This is a genomic window from Limosilactobacillus reuteri subsp. simiae (assembly GCF_020784875.1).
Classification (GTDB): Bacteria; Bacillota; Bacilli; order Lactobacillales; family Lactobacillaceae; genus Limosilactobacillus; species Limosilactobacillus reuteri_H.
Genome location: NZ_JAJGUI010000109.1, coordinates 16,669 through 34,975, shown reverse-complemented (window position 1 = coordinate 34,975; position 18,307 = coordinate 16,669). Strand labels below are relative to the sequence as shown.

Here is an 18,307-nt window from a genome sequence, read left to right as displayed (position 1 = left end):
TTTAGGACAGATGGAATTTTTATTTTAAATTCAGTTCAAATCCCATATGTTTATTGTCAATTTTGTCATCAATATAAATCGTGCCGCGTTTTATAAAACCAATATCTTGACCTATTTTTTGAACAGGAATATTTTTGTAATGAGTATCATAACGGAAATTCCTTACTCCCTGCAAATACCCAACCGTAAGTAGATTGGAGAAGATATATTTCCCAAAACCTTGACCATTGTGGGAAGGAAGAACTGCTAATCGATGAATGATCGCATATGGCTCATTTGGTTTTAACCACGATCCATCTTTAATCTCTTCATACGTTTGTTCCGGGGTTAGTTGTAAGGTAGCCGTCCCAACAATTTTTTGATTATCAATTAACACCCAGTTATAGCCAGCTTTAATATCATTTTCCATCGTTTTCTGGAAAGGATGACCGTCTTGCCATTGTGGATTACCCTTTTCTTTTAATTGTGCTCGTGCCTGTTCAATAATTGTCATTACACTTTGAAGATCATCCAAAGTTGCTCGTCGTAAGTAAATTGCCATTATCTTTTCTCCTTAATCATCTCTCATTCCTAACAACAAAATTCTAATATATTAATGTATGGTCATTTTATCACGATTAATTATTAAACCGATGGGGCTTTAGATAAGTTTAAGTGTTTTGTCACAGCGCTTTCATTTCAAGGAGGGAATTTCATATTTATCCATAACAAAAAGGCCTCCCTTAGAATTGGGAGACCCTTTTATTTAACTTTATATCATCGAATTTGTTCAAACTTAGTCGCTTTATGATCAATTCCTTGACCGGCATTGGCAATCTGATAAGTAAAGTTACCAGACCGCATCTTTTTGCCTAATGCTAGCATATGATTATATTGCCACATTGAGACTTTCCCATCTTGCAGTTTTGAAAGTGTCAACCGATTTCCTTGCGCCTTATAATTCCACTTACCATCTTTGGCATTGTCTTGGTAGGCTTGTTGAAAATCACTAGCACTATTACTTGCTTTGATTGCTGTATCCTTGTCGGGAGTAACAACAACCTGATCCCCACTTGTGGCAAAGGTCATATAAGCATTTTGATTGCCTGACACTGATGTATATTCGTAAACGTGACCAGGAAGTCGTTTAGCCAATGTCCGACTAGCATAGAGATAAAAGCCGCCAATAACAACCATTACTGCTACTAAAACAGAAATAATAACTTTTGTCTTTTTTTGCATTTTTATCCCCTATTACTCATCGTCAGAAGTGTCGGTGTCGTGGTCACTTGTAGTAGCTTGACTGTTGCTATCTTCATCATCACTGCTGCTTTGACTGCTGTCATCGCTGCTTTCGCTTTCGCTACTACTGCTGCTATCGCTATCTTCATTATCCTTAGTGCTGCTACTATTGCTGCTATCAGCATCATCATTAACACTAGCATAGACATGGATCTCGTTGCCATCTTTTTCAATGTAAACTGTCGTATCCTTCTTGGCTTTTGAACCTAGGGCACTTTCGATTTCACTAAGGATCGAATCATAGTCATTCTTCTTAGCATCCTTTAAGATAGCTGCTGAATCAACATTAAGTTCATCAGCGTCACTACCACCATCCCCTTCGTCAAAGGACAGTTTGTCATTATTATTGGCATCATTCAAGCCACTCACAATGTCAGAAGCACTGATTGATGAAGTATGCTTCTGATGCTTAGCAGACTTAGTTGAGCTGGATTGACTAGCACTTTGTTCATTATCATTGTCGTTGTTGTTAAATGAATTTACCGCGCCTGCCTTGTAAATTGTTGTCGAATGATCAGAATTGTCGGAATTATCGTAGTTCTTAACAACTGATTGTGGTTGAACGGCAATATTCACTGTCGTCGGGCCATTATTGATTGTAATTTTTGTCTGGGCAACAACATTCGGATTTACGTTGGGATCATAACCAGCAGGAACGCTTCCTTCACGGTTTAAGATAAGAACATCCCCAGCGAAAATTAAATTAGCATTTTGAATATTGTTATCGTAGCAAAGTTTAGCCACAGAAATTCCAGTTGCGGCTGAGATCCCCGATAAAGTATCTCCCCACTGAATAATATAACGCGTGCCATTAAGGTTATTGGTATTAATGTGTTGCATCGCCATATTATTAGAAATTTGTTCGGGGGTATTGGCAATCCAATTAGTAATATCCGCTTGCTCTTCTGGTGATCCACTGGCATTATCAGCCTCAGCAATCGCCACAGAGCCAATCATTACTGACCCTGCTAAAATAGCAGTCATAAAAGTAGCTGCTAGTTGCTTCTTACTTAACTTCATAAAATTATCCTCCCTAATAGTATCAAACCTATTAATCCAAAAATAATTTTACTGCTATTGGAATAATTCTTCAAATGCATATAATCATTTCTAGTTGGCGCTTGTTTTAATCAGATAAAGCGAACCAAAAACTGCAATCAAGGCATAGATTGCCCCAACGTATCCAATCTGGTTAATTTGAACAAAATTGATACTGATCGATGCCGTCAAAGAACCAATCGATACCCCCACGTTAGTACAAATTGGGTTTAATGAAGAAGCCAAATTCATTGCTTCTGGATATTCCCGATCAGCAATATTCAGAAACATTACTTGTAGAATTGAACCGGGCATTCCTAGAACAAAGCAAATAACACACAATAACAGAATCCCTAACCATGCAACATGGAACATTGCATTCATCAACAATAAACAAATAAGGACAGTGCTACTAATAACAGTAAGTTTAGTGATTCCAAAACGATTTGCGATTACGCCGGCACATATATTACCAAGAATAAACGTGATCCCAATAAGTCCTAAAAGCCATGTTAAGTTAGTCGTACTAAAACCAAGAACAGTAGTAATAATTGGGCGAACATAAGTATAGAAGGTATATTCGGCGGACATTAAAGTTACCATTACGATAACCCCAAGAATTATTCGCCGATCCTTAAAAAGTTGAACTTGGTTACTTAACGAAGCATTTTCTTGACGACTGTCCCGTGGTACCAGCCAATATAAAAAGCCACAAATAATTACGGTTAAAACCGAAATTAGAGCAAAACTATCCCGCCAAGAAAAAGCATTACTAATTGCCGTTCCAACGGGGACCCCTACAATCGTAGCAATACTAAAACCAGCGAAAGTTGAAGCGACCAGCATTGCCCGTTTTTCAATTGGTGCAATCATACTTACAAATACAAGAATCAATGAAATAATTGTCCCCGCGACCGCAGCTGTTACAATCCGCGAAACAAATAGCCAAAATAGGTTAGGCGCAACTGCAGTTAAAGTGTTACCGATTAAAAAGATTAACATTAGCACCATCAAAACCTTAAAACGATCAAACTTACCTGTCAAAGTGGTAATTAAAGGCGTGCAGATAGCATAAATAATTGCAAAACTAGTAACTAAAAAGCCAACCGTTGATAATGAAGCATGGTAACTTTTGGCAATATCAGAAATAACCCCCACAACCATAAATTCATTACATCCTAATAAAAATGCGGTTAAGACAAAGACAACGGACTGCAAGCGAAATTTAGACATATCCTTAGCTCCTTTCGTATAAATAAAAAAATGCTGGAAAAATACCGATAAAATCAGTATTTTTCCAGCAACCTACCTTCGAACGTACCTTTTGAAATATAAAAGGCATATCTACAAATTGTAGTATAGCAAAGGATTATTTTAGTTTCAATTCTTCTTGAAAGATAGTATCTGTCAAATTTTCCTAAATCGCCTAAAATATACATCTTTCTAGGATAAAGATGTCAATAAAAATTGAACTAACTGGTAATAATCGTCAAGAGATTGGGCATTAATCTCTTTTAGGCGCATAAATAGAGCAGGCAACTATTAGCTACACAAAGGTTTTTCCTAGTATAATGTGGATAATTAGGTATATTATTCATAATAAAGGAATGATAATTAATGACAGTAGATGGAATTAATCTTGATAAAATTAAAGAACAAACAGCAACAGGTTTAACCGAATTATTGGATCAAGCTCAGTTAGAAAAAGATGACCTCGTAGTGTTAGGTCTTTCAACTAGTGAAGTCCATGGCGGAATAATCGGAAAGGACTCTAACATTGAGATTGCCCGGGCGATTGTTTCGACAGTTGTTAATATCTTACGAAAACACCAACTCCATTTAGCAGTCCAAGGTTGCGAACACCTTAACCGGGCACTTGTTGTCGAACGAAGTGTAGCTAAGGAGCGCGGCTTTGAACAAGTTACTGTCTTCCCTTCGCTCCATGCAGGTGGTGCAGGACAAATTGCTGCTTTTGAGAACTTTAATGATCCGGTTGAAGTTGAACACATTACTGCTGAAGCTGGCATGGACATCGGCGATACCTCGATTGGCATGCATGTTAAGTTTGTTCAAGTTCCAGTTCGTACTTCGATAAAACAAATTGGACTGGCTCATACGACTTATCTCCGCAATCGACCAAAATTGATTGGTGGTGCGCGCGCAAAATACGAATGGGATCCGTTTGACAATAAATAATTTTAATTATGAGGCTGCGAGAAAACGGCACTGTGTCCCGTCAAGTATACAGATCAAATAGATAAAATTTTTAGGCGGCTTGATTGCGGAATTGTTCCGCGGTCAAGCCGTTTCTGCTTGTGTAAGCGCGTTTGGTATTAAAGTATTCAATGGCCTCTTTGACGAGTTGTTCTAGCTCTGCTAATGTCTTAGGACGAGGGTGTTTGTTAATCCAGATTAACTTAAAGTCATTCCACCAACGCTCTATTGGTGAGTTTTCCCAAGGATGTCCGGGGTGTGACATGCTATGAATACAATTTTTAGAAGCTAAGTAGTCGTTAAACATACTTGAGCAGTAAGCTGCCCCACGGTCAGTATGGATCATTGGTTGCACATCAGGTTCAACCGCAAAGGCACGAGTAAAGGTTTCGATTACTGCTGATGAAGTTTCGGTGTCTGAAATATTGTAGCTTAAAGCGTAACGGCCATATAAATCTAAAATAACGTGTACTCGTGCTTTATGAAGGGTGTGTTCGCCGTAGGCAACTTCCGTTGTGTCAGTAACCCACACTTCATTTTTAGTTTCACGATCGAATTGTTCCTGCAATAAGTTATCATTGATGTATTCCTCATGGCGTTGAATTCGAGTATGCTTTTTCTTCCTAATATTTGCCCTAATTCCATGCTTGCGCATGCAGTTAGTTATTCGTTTTAATCCAGCGGTAAAGCCTAAACGGTTCTCAAAGTTTAACTGAGTAGCCATCGCTAAATATCCAAGCGTCCAATTATGCTCTTCTTCTAACTTTACGATTGCTTCAAGCAGTTCTGTCTGCTCATTCTGATAACGACTTGGTTTTCGATTACGCCATTTGTAATAGCCATCTCGCGAAGAATTAGCTATTCTACATAACTGGCTAATTGACCAACCATTTTCCTGATTTAGTTCTTTGATGGCTTGGTACCGAAACCCTTGTCCACCTCCCGATTGCGTATTTCTGTTAATTTTTTTGCGAAGGCAATCTCCATCTCTTGATTTTTTAGCTGAGCCCTTAATAAGCGATTCTCCGCTTTAAGTCGATCAACTTCTGTCCATTTCTCTTCTGGCTTAGCTTTACCCCGGCGATCACGAAGTGATTCTGGGTTATTACCACTTTTGCGATACTTCTGATACCAACCGTAAACTTGTTGATAACTAATATGATACTTTTCAACTGCCCAATTATAGTTCACATCATGTTTAATCAAGTCTTCAATAATAGTAAGTCGTTCTTCAAAGTCAGTCTTTCGTCCACTCATTTTTGAATCTCGCTTTCTTGGCGTATAAGCCTTTAAGTTAAATTCATTATACTGGATAATCCAATAATATAACTGTGATACTGAACGTAAACCGTGTTTGATAGCAAATATTTCCATTGATTCGTTAGATTGATGATACTGTTTAACTAACGAACGTTTAAATTCTTTAGAATAACTTTGATGACTATGAAGGGGCTTTAATCCCCATGGTCCCTGATATTTATAAAGATATCTCCATCGTCTTATAGCTTTTCTGTCAATGTTATACTTGGCCATCACTTTAGGTACTCCAAGCCGTGAAGCTTCCTTGAGGATGGAAAGTTTTTCCTCTGCTGAATATTTCGATTTTTTCCCCATAGAAAATGCCCTCCGAGTATTTGATGAATTTTCTATTTCATCTGTATACTCAGAGGGCATTATAGCCAACTTTTGTTCTCTCGCAGCCTCAACTACTTTTATGAACAATTTATTTATACCAACTGCTCCAAGAAACTAGTTCCATACTCACCGCGAGCCAAATTAAAATTATCCAGCACAGTTGCACCAAAGTCAGCAAATGTCGGACGAGTACCCAATGGCCCGCTTTTTTGCATTGATGGTGAATAAACCAGTAATGGAACGTTTTCACGAGTATGGTCTGTACCATGAAAACCAGGATCATTTCCATGGTCAGCAGTAACAATTAATAAATCATTATTTTTAAGGTTGTGCAAGACTTTGCCCAGCCGCCGATCAAAATCCATTAACGCCTGTCCAAAACCTTGCGGATCACGACGATGACCATACATCATATCAAAGTCAACTAGATTAGTAAAACAAAAACCGGTGAAATTTTGTTTCATCACCTCATCAACGTGATCCATTCCATCCATATTGCTTTCATTATGATAAGTTTGGATAAATCCATGTCCTGAAAAAATGTCATTAGTTTTACCAATCGCAATCGTCGTATAACCGGCTTGATGAAGCTGGTCGATGACTGTTGGGGATGGTGGTTCTAACGTGAAATCACGGCGGTTAGCAGTTCGAATAAAATGATCTTTATCTGGGCCAATATAAGGACGTGCAATCACCCGACCAACCTGATAATCCGGACCATTTAACAGTGTTCGAGCAAAGCGACAAATCTTATAAAGTTCTTCGACAGGAATTACATCTTCATGAGCCGCAATTTGCATTACTGAATCGCCAGAAGTATAGACAATCAGTTCCCCAGTGTCCATTTGTTGTTCACCATAGTCATGAATTACGTTGGTACCGGAATATGGTTGATTGACAATCACTTTCCGTCCAGAAAATTCTGCAATCTGATCGATAATTGCTTGAGGAAAGCCTTGCGGGAATGTCGACAACGGTTTAAAAACAGGCAATCCCATCATCTCCCAGTGACCATCCATACTATCTTTACCAGCTGAAATTTCGATCATTTTGCCATAATAAGCTAAAGGATGAGGAGCGTTAGGGATTCCAGGAATTGCTTTTTTACGTAAATTGCTAAGCCCGAGCCGCCCAAGATTAGGTAATGACAAAGTACCATTATAAGCCGCGCCAACGTGACCTAATGTATCTGCTCCCATGTCATTAAATTTATCCGCATCAATTGCTGCCCCAGTACCGACTGAATCTAAAACAATCCCAAAGATACGTTGATATTTTTTGTAATTCCGCATTAATCTGTTGTACCTCCTTCATTATCAGCTTCACCACTAGCCCATACTTTGGTTGCATAAATCGAATTAAATAATAAGGCCGCTTGCAAAGCAATTTGCGATAAGTCACCACCGAAAGTTCCAATGTGAACACCCATTTGGAAACGAATTGCCAAAATAATCCAATAAATAATGTTTGCTGTATTAACCCAAATCCATAGTGACCAGTTTTCTTGGTATTTAAGAATATAAAGCAATTGAGCAATAAAGCTAACCACTAAATTAAATGAGTCAAAATATGGAAGTTGCCCGTGGAAGAGGCCAATCACATACCAGCCGATGAAATAAGCAACTACTACCCCCGCAAAAACCCAACGCCGTGCTTGCGGGCTAAAACGTTTAGTTGCATCATCATGCCCCCACATAAACCAGCCAATTGGTTGAGAAATCACGTAGAAAATGTCCATGACAAAAGTTCCCCAAGTGTGACTTTGCCAAGCAATATAAGTCATCGCAACACACTGAATGAAACCAAAAATAAAAGTTACTTTCCGTCCCTTCATTCCATAAACAAGGGCAATTGTGCCAAAAACTCCAGAAAGCATGCCGATCCAACTATCCGGCGCAATTAAATAAACCCCTACTTGGAGCAAGAGCAAAATTGTCACGTAAATTATCTCAAACTTTTTCCAATTACTAAAAAGCTGCGTAAAAAGCCAGCTATGATCATTAGTTGTATTTGTCATATTAATTTTCCTCCAGACTTTGATCACTTAAGATATCGAATGCAAGTTTAAGCGAAGCCATTTCCCCCTCTGTCATGAGATCATCCCCATTAACCAGATCATTAACCCCCGTCGCAAGGTCTCCTTCGTATAGGACGACATTATTAAGGATCGATAAAGTTTCCATTCCGCGTTGACGACCAACAGTTAACAAGGTGCTTGATTCCATATCGGCGCCAACAATCCCCTTCTCAGACCAGAAAGCTTCTTGTTCTGCATTGTCATCCATGTAAAAGCCATCATGTGAACGAATGATCCCATAAACTGCTTTCGGAGCATATTTATGTGCTAAGGCCATTAATTTAAATGAAGGGACAGCAGGATAATTTCCCGGGACATACTTCTTAGTTAATCCATCATCGCGGACTGCTCCTTCGCCAATGATTAATTCACCTAAGCCAATTTCTTTTTGCATTGCACCAGCAGACCCCACACGGATCACGTTTTTAACATTAACGTTATGAAGTTCTTCAACCCCAATTCCCGCAGACGGGGCCCCAATTCCGGTTGACATTACTAAAATTCGTTTATTTTTATAAGTACCAATTATCGACTTATATTCTCGGTTAAATGCCCATCCTTGAACATTTTCCAAAAATTCAGTTGCTTTATCTACTCGTGCAGGGTCTCCAACAATTACTGCGCTATCGATATTAATTTCTGTTGTCAATTGTGTATGTGGTTGTTGTTCTTCCATCATAATTAATCCTCCGTTTCCACAATCTGTTGCAAGGTTTGAAAGTCGGTGATTTTAATAATTGAGCGATTGATTTGAATCACATTAATATCAGCTAACTTCTTCAGGACACGATTTATATTCCGATATGAGGTATCAACTTCATAAGTGATCCTTTCCCGGGTAATTGGAATATGTTCATGGGCACAATAAAGCAGAAATAATCCGATTTGCTGTAGTGCAGAGTGCATACTGTAACGCTCCATCCGTTTTGTGAGATGGTAAATCTGTTCGGAAAGATTATGAATCAACCTATCAGCAAAACGATGATCTCTGTGTGACCACTCAACGAAATCGCTATTCCGAATACTTAGAACCGTAATTGGTGAAATATTGATAATTGATGCACTGTAAGGACGATTGATAATTGCTTCTTGTTCGCCGAGAAACATCCCAGAATCATAAACGTCCAAAACTACCTGTTTCCCACTAGGCGAATTTAAAAAAACTTTCACCCGCCCATTAACAAGCAAATAGGTGTTTTGATAACTCTCTCCTTGATGCAGAACAAACTGTTTTGTATCAAATTTTTTCACTTCCATTTGTTCAATAATGTTTAGTGGTGCTGTTTTTACTAGCTGGCGAACCCGCTCGTTTGAATTAATTGCTTTGTATACTTCATTAATATTCAAGAGTATCACCCTCACTCTTTATCACTATTATATTGGTTAGCGCTTACAATTTTCTATGTCACTTGTCTCTTAATATACATGAAAATTGGGATTTTGCTATCTCAAAGTGAGATTTTGAGGACATTTGTCTTGGAAACAAAAAACAAACCATTCTTTAAAAGGGCACTATCTGTCCATTTAAAGAATGGTTTGTGAGTTAAGCGATTTTATTCAGTTAATGTTCTAATTACCTTGGCTGACACACCTGCAAGTAAGCTAATAAAACTAATTGCTCATTAAAGCAACTTCATTTTATATAACCTTTACTCAAGACCATAAAAGTAAATTGAGTCGGGATCTTGCGTTGCCCGAATAAATTCGTTAAAAAATGGCAAAATATACTGAACATGCCCATATGATCCTGGTCGTACAAGATGCCGTGCAATTGCTCTCCTACGATATTGGGATGCATATGAAGGAGTAACGTCCAGTTGTTGAGCCACTTCTTTTAATCTTTTATTCCCCAGAACTGCTATCAAATATTTTTGATCCATTTCAGATAAATCAGAAAAAATCTTATTATACGCATTATCGAACAATCGCATTTTGTATATATCCGTAACGCTTGATAGCTTTTCTAATGAAAATTGGCCATTTTCTTTTTCCATTTCTCCAAATGCTAAATATCCTAAAAGTTGAAAACCATATGAATATCCCTTTACCATTTGAGTCATTTTTTGTGCTAACGCCATATTACAATGGAATACTCTCTCATACGCTAAGGCCATATTACTATTTTGCAGAGGGGTCATAACCTCCTTTTCTGATCGAAGGAGAAAAGTAAGCTTATTTTCATTTTGAACATCCATAATTAGGTCCGGAAGTCCTGTCATAAGAACAAAAATAGGAAAACCATGCCGTTTTAATTCATTAAATATTTGCGCAAAACTACGAATAGGTTGACTATTATCTACTTCATCAATTACTACCAATACATAATGGTTATTTTTTTGAACATTCTCCATCATTTTTTTGGCGACTTCAGCGGTTTTATTCCCATCTTGCACTTTATTGAAATTAAAACTTAAATCTTTGAAATTAATAGATTTTAGTCCTAATTCCTCTACTAGCTGTTGTAATTTTGTTTTACTGATCTTTCCTAACTGATCAATAAAACTGTTTAATAAACTCTCATCATTAACTAAATCGATACAAAAGCAATTTTTGTCCTTATTTAATTCATGCTCTACTTGAGTCATAAATGATGTTTTTCCTGATCCACGAACGCCAGTTATGAAAAAAGATCGTGCAAAATCACTCTCCTTAATTGTGGTAACTAATTTAGCAGCACGTTCATCAGTGTCTAAATAAATCTTAGGAACATCTCCAAAGGTTGGATTAAACGGATTTTTGGCCATATTTAATCTCCTCCTTTTTATTTTAGAACTTTTTAGAACTTTATTTTTATTTTAGAACTTTTTAGAACTTTTTGCCAATGCTAGTGTCCAAAATAAAACGTCCCTCAATGATTAATCTCATTAAAGGACGAAATAATTTATTATTTTTGCAAGCAGAAATATCCTGAGGCTGGGAAAAAACTTCGTTTTTTCAACAGCCTCTTTATTTATACGAACATTGTTTAAGATATCGTGGAAATTAACCACAAGGCTCGAGGCTAAGTCCGAACGATAATCAGCCCGTGCCGTGCTAATCACCGTTCTATCCTTAGCCCACCGCCTTGTCGAGAAGGTTAATTCCCACTCACTTCAATCCGCAACAATTTTAGCAAATATTTCTGATAAAGGAGAAAAGATTGATGTTCGTAAAACATTATTAGTTAAAATTACAATTATAGTTATCTAGATTGGAGAATATTGATTAGTTGCGAACTCACTTGGCATTCTCTCCGTTAAATTACTCCATGCTCCAGAAGCTACTTTGTTCTTGTACTTTTCCCTTACCCTACACTTCACTTCGACACTAAATTGCTACTCAAGTTGGGGCAATTATTTAACTTTTCGATTACCCAATTCCCAAAAAGCGAGGGCCGAGGCAGCCGCCACATTTAAGGAATCAACACCCGTAGCCATCGGGATCTTAATTGTAAAATCACTCTGTGTAATTGTATTTTCTCTTAATCCCGGCCCCTCTGACCCAAGGATAATTGCTAGTCTATCTACCTCAGCTAATTGAGGATCATCAATATCAACCGTGTTATGACGGAGAGCCATCGCTGCTGTTTTGTAGCCAGCTCGATGAAGAAGATCAATTCCTTCCGACCGCCAAACTTTAGCATCAACATAGGTCCATGGTACTTGGAAAACGGTTCCCATAGCTACTCGTGATGCTCGGCGATAAAGGGGATCAGCTGAGTCACTCGTTACAATTACCCCATCAATTCCAAGAGCCGCGGCCGAGCGAAAAATAGCCCCAATGTTGGTGGGGTTAACAACGCTTTCCAGGATTGCGATACGCGGATGGTCACTGGGCATAGTAGCCAAAAAGTTATCTAAACTTGGCCGTTCGACTCGGTGCATAGCCGCTAATGCTCCGCGTAAAAGATTATAACCACCACCAGCCAACTGCCGAAGTAATTTACTATTAACTACATAAATTGGCGTTTGTTCTAATCCCCTAGTTTGGTTAATCGCCATCTCATGATCCAAATCAGCCAAATCGCGCTCTAGTTCCCTTTCTTCCATTAAAAGAGACGCTGGCCGATAACCTGCTCGTAAAGCTCGTTCAATTACTTTGGGACTTTCCGCAATAAATAAACCCGGATTAGGTTCGAGGGCATGAAAGAGTTGTGCTTCATTTAGTCGCATGTATGGATCTAAATCTGATCCTGCGAGGTCTGTAAGAAAAATTAAATTATGCATGTTGAATTTACCTTATCTTTAAAACTGAATTAGTTTAGTATACTCTTATTTTCGATCTTTTTTCATGCCAGCTATTTCTAATAAATCTAGCCAGCTCAATTTTATCTTTCGCTGTTAGTTTTCCTACATAATTTGTAGTTACAGCATCATTTAGTAAGTTAAGTAAGTTATCCGTATCAATATATGATTGCTTCTTTAATCCCTCTTCTTGCCAATCCTGTAAGGGATAGTACCGTTGCTTTATATGTTCAGGAGCTTATAAACTAAGCAAATTTAATTCGTTGACCCGAAACCAATAGCGACATTATTGATGGGAGGTAGAGACACCAAAAAGAGCAACGCAGAAATCACTCATGACTTCGTGTTTCGACGCGAAACTAGCCTCCGAGCCCCACACTAGACCGCCAACGGCCGATTTACTGAGCGTTAAAGGTCATTGTTGTACTGCGAATATTTGTCTTTTATGAAAGGAGTCTGGCTTATATGTCACAACCCCTTCCCTTAGCAATCATCGAGACAGGTGATAGATATATTTATATCTATGATAAGTACTCAAAATAAGTTTGATCCCTCTTTAATTAAACAAGCTTCGTTTACCGATGAGTAATGAAATCACGTTGAATCAAAAGAGAGACAATCATTGCTAAGGCACCAATAATAAAGATAAATGGTGCCTAAAACTGTTAAAGTACCGTCATACCATTACGTAACATTGTTATTTTACTCATATTCAAGTATTAAGGAGCTTGATACTCTAATCATACAGGAATATATTTAATTACGCCATGACATCTCATAAGCAAACCAGCGATTATTAACTAACTGTTTTTCTATTTTTAAGAGAATAAGTTAGTCCTTTTTGATTTTCTCTCGCTTTTTCCAGATGTATGTCATGTCTGTTCATTAGTAATTGGGCATAATCGCCATCCCAGTTCACACCTAGCGAATTTAAGCGTAGAGGCAACTAGCTTTACTTTTGCCTGGATTTATTTTGAATTTTAATTGTCTCAGAATATTTTAAATTACTCTTCCACTGTTCGTTTCTAACAAAAATTACACTCAATACAAAGAAGCGAAGAACAAGCGAAGGCCTCTACGACTGTTATTTTTTCTAACAGTCGTAGAGGCCTTCATTTTTATTTTATTGATAACCGCTTAATTAATTCTTTTTGTTTTGGAAAAAGCTTGGTTAATTGATCAATTCGTGGAACAAGTAATTCACCACTACCATTGGCAGAAATCCCTGCACTAATTTGTGAGAAGCCAGCACCACTATCATTGGCGTCTTCAATGGCAATAAATGTTCCTGCATTAACGTAGAAGCCATGGATTTCCTTCTTCGTTTTATCTAGCCCTAACCGGACTGAATAATATTGACCATCCTGGGTAAAGCAATGAACGATTGAAGCATCACCAATTACATACATTAGGGACTGCCCATCCTGGATCATGTGCAGGTGGGAAGGGTGATCCTTGTCAACTGTCATGTACATCATTAACTCTCCTGGGTGAATTCCCCGGTCAACCATGTAGGAAGGGTAGAACTGTTTTAACATTTTCTCCTGCTCTGCTTGTTGGGCTGGGGTCAACTTTGGGGCGGCCTTTGCTGGTCCTTGAGCTTCCAGTTCGCCCTTTCCGGTTAAAAGAGCCTCGAAAGCTTCAATAATCGTTGATGAGAAACCGATTGAGCGCTCACCGATAACGTCAGGAATTAATAATTCGCCCTTATTAATAGTAATATAGTGGGCGTGAGAATTACCAGCAACCAGTTGCATACTTGGTGCCTTAATTAGCTGGTTTCGTGGACCAATTCCTAATTCAAGGACCACAATATTCTTATCCTGGTATTGTTCAATAAACCGTTCAAAACCCTGAACTTGTTCCTGGTCCATTCGGAAAGTTGGTCCTGGAACATTCATCGCGATTGGGGCACCGCATTCTTCACAGGTTGGTAGGTCATCTTCAGTAAGGGTTCCCGCCTGATCCTTTTCGTAAATTTGATGGAGAGTTTCTGTTAATGACACAACAGGATGTTCTTGGGGATGAGCAGAGCAAACACCGCTTGTCCAACTTCCCTCGATTTCGAGTAAGTTATCAAATCCGGCAATTTTAAAGTGGTGATCAACGTTGGAAGTCCACACAAATGATGGCTTATTGCCGAGGATTTTCTTTAAATCGGCCATCAACTCACCAGGATGGTAATTATAAACGTAGTATTCGTTTACTCGCGCGTAAGCCCGCCACTGGTCTAATTTATCCGGATAGTGGTAACCCATTGCGCTCAAGAGGTTAGGAAAATGGTACTTATCAACCAGGTCTCCAAGAACCGTCTTGAGCTTTTCATTATTCTCAAATAAGTTTAACCCTTCCGAAATGGAAAAACCATTACTGGCAGTTACTAAAATTGCATCCGCATCTTTTAACCATTTTTGTGCGGTTTTAATTCCTGAATTAGTCATTTTGTCCTCCTTCAATCAATGCAGCAGCATCCTTTAAAACTTCATTAATGTCTTCATCAACCAGTAGTGAGCGGTCCTTAATTACTGGGCTGGTCAAAGCATCTTTAGGATTAATATTGATATAGAAAGACTTTGGCATGTAATTCGTCATTTCCCAGAACGGTTCCTGAATGAACATTGGCGTCATCCGACCAACCCCCATTTCAAGGAATAGGATCTTTTCTCCCCGATGTTGACCCAAGAAGTGGTTAAACTTTTGGTGTTCATCGTTATACCGTTTGTCTTCCAAGAATTTAGGTCCTCGTACCCAGAGCTCAAGCGGTGCACCATCGACCTTACTCTTCGGAATAAGATCGGCCGATAGCCGATGATCTTTAATCTTTGGCAATAATTCATCTACAATCTTCTTTGAATCATAAAGATGTTTATCAGTATCCGGATTACTGCTTTGAAAATACGCCATTGCTCCCTGAATTTCACTAACTTGCTCTGCCGAGAAAAACTTCTTGAATAACCCATCCTGATTAGTGGTAATAATGTGCATTGGTTTTTGGCCAAGAATCGTTTTTAAATATTCATAGGTTGGCTTTTGTGGCGGAATCGTATAAACCATTTTCAAATCCTTTAACAAAAATGCCCAGTGCTCTTCTTCAGAGTCAAAATGGTTATAAAAACCGTTAAATAGGCCTTGAAAGTGATACTTATCATAGAAGTATTTCATATGCTTCATAAAGAGCGGACTAGCCTCGTACCAAAAATCCATCCCGGCAGCATTGGACATCCCTGATCCAGCACCAACAACAATCGCATCCGTATCTTTAACGTGCTGAACTAATTCTTCAACTTTTGTCATCTTTTTTACCTCATTTCGTTCCAGTTTAGTTAATTCATTACACTGTGTAGTCAAATTATGGGAATAGCATAAATAAAAAGTATAAATTTGGAATACAACTTTGGAAATATGTCCATAATTAGCCAGAATTCATGATCTGTCATTTGAATTAACTACTAATTTTAGTTTTTGCTGTTATTTATATTTTAACAACCATTGAATTCATTATAGTTAGTTACTTTTTTGAAGTAAAACAATTTGCTTTGAAGTAAAATAATCTGCTGTTAAAGAAAAAAGGAGGACAGTGGGAAGCAAAATCGTAAATGACTCTACTTTTACACTCTTCTCCTAAAATGTAAATAATTTGAAAAGTTCGATCTCGTAACTTAAAATATAGCTGTTATTTTGTTTGATACAGCCATCCTAATCCTTTTGTGACCATTGGTTCAACCGTTGATGATAACGAGCTAAAATATCCGCTAACTTGATTATACGCATCTCTTGCTCAACATCTCTTTGAATTTGGTCATAGTAGTCCGCGATCGCTAACTGGATATTCTGTCCTAAGCCACACTCTGGATTAGTTTCAGTATCAACATTTAATAACTTTCGATTGTCAACAGCCTTGTAAATATCATAAAGGCTGATTTCTTCTGGTTTTCTTGTTAATCGCGGTTCCGCGTGTCCGGTAACACTACTTAATAACCCTGCTTTACGTAGCTGACTCATGATCTGGCGAATAAACGACGGGTTAGTATTGATACTCTCGGCTAGCCGCTTACTCGATAAATCAGCAGTGGGGTTAAGGGCAATTAGCACCATCATGTGGACCGCATTACTTAAACGAATTGATTTTCTCATGCTCTTCCTCCAACTTTCTTAATTATACCAAGAAACCTATTTACCGAAAGGACGTGGATCACAATGAAGTACAATTACCCCGATGATAACTTGGCCCTTCATACCGATGCGTATGAATTAAGCATGATGCAAACTTATTGGAAACAAGGGATTGGCAAGAAACGTGCAATCTTTGAGGCCTTTTTCCGGAAAATGCCCTTTAACAATGGGTATGCTATCTATGCTGGTCTCGATCACATTATTCATTACTTAAATAACTTACACTTTTCTACGAGTGATATTGATTACCTTAAAACTACTGGACAGTTCGCTGATGATTTTTTAGAATACCTGCGTAATTTCAAATTTACAGGAACGATGCGGAGCTTTGAAGAGGGAGAACTCGTCTTTAATAATGAACCCCTCCTCCAAATTGATGCCCCATTAATTGAGGGGCAATTAATCGAAACTGCTATCCTTAACATTCTGAACTACCAAATCACTGTTGCTACTAAAGCATCACGAATTAAAACCGTTGTTGGCAACCAACCTGTAATGGAATTTGGTTCTCGTCGTGCCCAAGAATTTGATGCCGCACTTTGGGGAACCCGAGCGGCTTATATTGGAGGTTTTGATTCAACCAGTAACGTCCGTGCCGGAAAGCTCTTTGGAATCCCAATTTCTGGTACCCACGCTCACGCTCTGGTACAAGCCTACCGGAGTGATTATAAAGCCTTCAAGGCCTATGCCCAAACCCATCGTGATTGCACCTTTCTCGTTGATACGTTTGATACTCTTAAAAGCGGAGTGCCGAATGCTATTAAGGTCGCCAAGGAAATGGGTGATCAGATTAACTTCCAAGCTGTCCGGATCGATAGTGGTGACATGGCCTACCTTTCTAAAAAGGTCCGGAAAATGTTGGATGATGCTGGCTTTACCAAAACGAAAATCATTGCATCTAACGGTCTTGATGAACAAACAATCCAGAACCTTAAGATGCAAGGTGCCCAGATTGATGTTTGGGGAGTTGGTACTAAGTTAATTACCGCCTACGACCAACCAACACTCGGGGCAGTCTACAAGTTAGTCGCCTTCGCGGATGAACAAGGAAAGCTCGTCAATACGATTAAGGTTTCTAACAATATCGGGAAAATTTCAACACCCGGCAAGAAGCAGGTCTGGCGGATCAATGACCGGATCGACTGCAAGAATGAGGGTGATTACGTTGCCCTTGATCACGAAGAACCACAAAAGGAACCGGTTCTGAAGATGTTTAATCCTAACTACCCGCTCCAACGGAAAAACGTCTGGGACTTTATTGCTCGCCCAATGCTTAAGACAATTTGGCAAGACGGAAAATTCGTATATGATGAACCTAGTCTGGAGGAAATTCGACAACGACGCCAAAAATCACTGGATGACTTCTGGAACGAATACACACGAAACCTCAATCCTGAAATCTACCCAGTTGATCTTTCGCCACAATGCTATGATAACAAGCAAAAGATTTTAACTGAAGTTCACCATTACGTGGACTCATTTAATAATAAAAATTTAACAAGAGATAATTAATTCAATCATTAGCTTTTCACACTACTGTACGTGTAGTTCCATATACGGTAACAATTTAATCACTTTTGAATTTACTGAAACATCTTCGATATATTCATAAGTTCAAGTTGTTTCAGTTTTCTGTTTTTAAGAAAAGCAGTTAGTCCTTTTTGAC

General features: G+C 38.5%; 17 protein-coding genes. 2 read left to right on the top strand and 15 right to left on the bottom strand.

Going from position 1 to position 18,307, the window contains the following annotated elements; genetic code table 11:
- Positions 1-19: 19 nt before the first annotated feature.
- The 4 genes from LMC10_RS07285 to LMC10_RS07270 form a co-directional block, all read right to left on the bottom strand.
- On the bottom strand, positions 20-541 hold the full coding sequence (locus LMC10_RS07285) for a GNAT family N-acetyltransferase (protein WP_229269344.1): 522 nt from the start codon (positions 539-541) through the stop codon (positions 20-22).
- Positions 542-756: 215 nt separating this feature from the next.
- The gene (locus LMC10_RS07280) at positions 757-1,221 is read right to left on the bottom strand and encodes a hypothetical protein (RefSeq protein WP_229269343.1); all 465 of its coding nucleotides are present in this window, start codon (positions 1,219-1,221) and stop codon (positions 757-759) included.
- A 12-nt stretch (positions 1,222-1,233) separates the two neighbouring features.
- Entirely contained in the window at positions 1,234-2,301 is a 1,068-nt protein-coding gene (locus tag LMC10_RS07275; protein ID WP_229269342.1) for a LysM peptidoglycan-binding domain-containing protein, read from the bottom strand.
- 90 nt (positions 2,302-2,391) lie between these two features.
- On the bottom strand, positions 2,392-3,606 hold the full coding sequence (locus LMC10_RS07270; RefSeq protein WP_324294047.1) for an MFS transporter: 1,215 nt from the start codon (positions 3,604-3,606) through the stop codon (positions 2,392-2,394).
- A 330-nt stretch (positions 3,607-3,936) separates the two neighbouring features.
- Between LMC10_RS07270 and LMC10_RS07265 the strand changes: the two genes are divergently transcribed.
- Positions 3,937-4,515, top strand: a complete 579-nt coding sequence (locus LMC10_RS07265; protein ID WP_229269340.1) for a TIGR01440 family protein — start codon at positions 3,937-3,939, stop codon at positions 4,513-4,515.
- Positions 4,516-4,585: 70 nt separating this feature from the next.
- Here LMC10_RS07265 and LMC10_RS07260 read toward each other — a convergent pair whose 3' ends face one another.
- The 11 genes from LMC10_RS07260 to LMC10_RS07210 form a co-directional block, all read right to left on the bottom strand.
- The gene (locus LMC10_RS07260; RefSeq protein WP_229269388.1) at positions 4,586-5,497 is read right to left on the bottom strand and encodes an IS3 family transposase; all 912 of its coding nucleotides are present in this window, start codon (positions 5,495-5,497) and stop codon (positions 4,586-4,588) included.
- Positions 5,434-6,147 carry a helix-turn-helix domain-containing protein gene (locus tag LMC10_RS07255; protein WP_229269339.1) on the bottom strand — a complete coding sequence of 238 codons (714 nt, stop codon included), beginning with the start codon at positions 6,145-6,147 and terminating at the stop codon, positions 5,434-5,436. The genes LMC10_RS07260 and LMC10_RS07255 overlap by 64 nt, the downstream gene beginning before the upstream one ends.
- A gap of 113 nt (positions 6,148-6,260) precedes the next feature.
- Entirely contained in the window at positions 6,261-7,460 is a 1,200-nt protein-coding gene (locus tag LMC10_RS07250; protein WP_229269338.1) for a phosphopentomutase, read from the bottom strand.
- Entirely contained in the window at positions 7,460-8,185 is a 726-nt protein-coding gene (gene pnuC, locus LMC10_RS07245; protein WP_035150926.1) for a nicotinamide riboside transporter PnuC, read from the bottom strand. Before pnuC ends, LMC10_RS07250 begins: the two co-directional genes overlap by 1 nt.
- Position 8,186: 1 nt before the next feature.
- The gene (locus tag LMC10_RS07240) at positions 8,187-8,921 is read right to left on the bottom strand and encodes a nucleoside phosphorylase (RefSeq protein ID WP_229269387.1); all 735 of its coding nucleotides are present in this window, start codon (positions 8,919-8,921) and stop codon (positions 8,187-8,189) included.
- A 5-nt stretch (positions 8,922-8,926) separates the two neighbouring features.
- Positions 8,927-9,601: a Crp/Fnr family transcriptional regulator gene (locus LMC10_RS07235; protein WP_228342029.1), complete on the bottom strand. Its 675-nt coding sequence runs from the start codon at positions 9,599-9,601 to the stop codon at positions 8,927-8,929.
- 293 nt (positions 9,602-9,894) lie between these two features.
- Positions 9,895-10,989: a DUF8462 domain-containing protein gene (locus LMC10_RS07230; protein ID WP_228342030.1), complete on the bottom strand. Its 1,095-nt coding sequence runs from the start codon at positions 10,987-10,989 to the stop codon at positions 9,895-9,897.
- 588 nt (positions 10,990-11,577) lie between these two features.
- Positions 11,578-12,450, bottom strand: a complete 873-nt coding sequence (locus LMC10_RS07225; protein WP_229269337.1) for a TrmH family RNA methyltransferase — start codon at positions 12,448-12,450, stop codon at positions 11,578-11,580.
- A 1,136-nt stretch (positions 12,451-13,586) separates the two neighbouring features.
- Complete coding sequence (locus LMC10_RS07220; protein ID WP_229269336.1) at positions 13,587-14,909, bottom strand: SIR2 family NAD-dependent protein deacylase; 1,323 nt, start codon at positions 14,907-14,909, stop codon at positions 13,587-13,589.
- Positions 14,902-15,762 carry an SIR2 family NAD-dependent protein deacylase gene (locus LMC10_RS07215; protein WP_229269335.1) on the bottom strand — a complete coding sequence of 287 codons (861 nt, stop codon included), beginning with the start codon at positions 15,760-15,762 and terminating at the stop codon, positions 14,902-14,904. Before LMC10_RS07215 ends, LMC10_RS07220 begins: the two co-directional genes overlap by 8 nt.
- A gap of 402 nt (positions 15,763-16,164) precedes the next feature.
- Positions 16,165-16,602, bottom strand: coding sequence for an Rrf2 family transcriptional regulator (locus tag LMC10_RS07210; RefSeq protein WP_229269334.1), 438 nt, complete (start codon positions 16,600-16,602; stop codon positions 16,165-16,167).
- 63 nt (positions 16,603-16,665) lie between these two features.
- Between LMC10_RS07210 and LMC10_RS07205 the strand changes: the two genes are divergently transcribed.
- A complete protein-coding gene (locus LMC10_RS07205; RefSeq protein ID WP_229269333.1) occupies positions 16,666-18,153 on the top strand; it encodes a nicotinate phosphoribosyltransferase in 1,488 nt (495 codons plus the stop codon).
- The last annotated feature ends 154 nt before the right edge of the window (positions 18,154-18,307 follow it).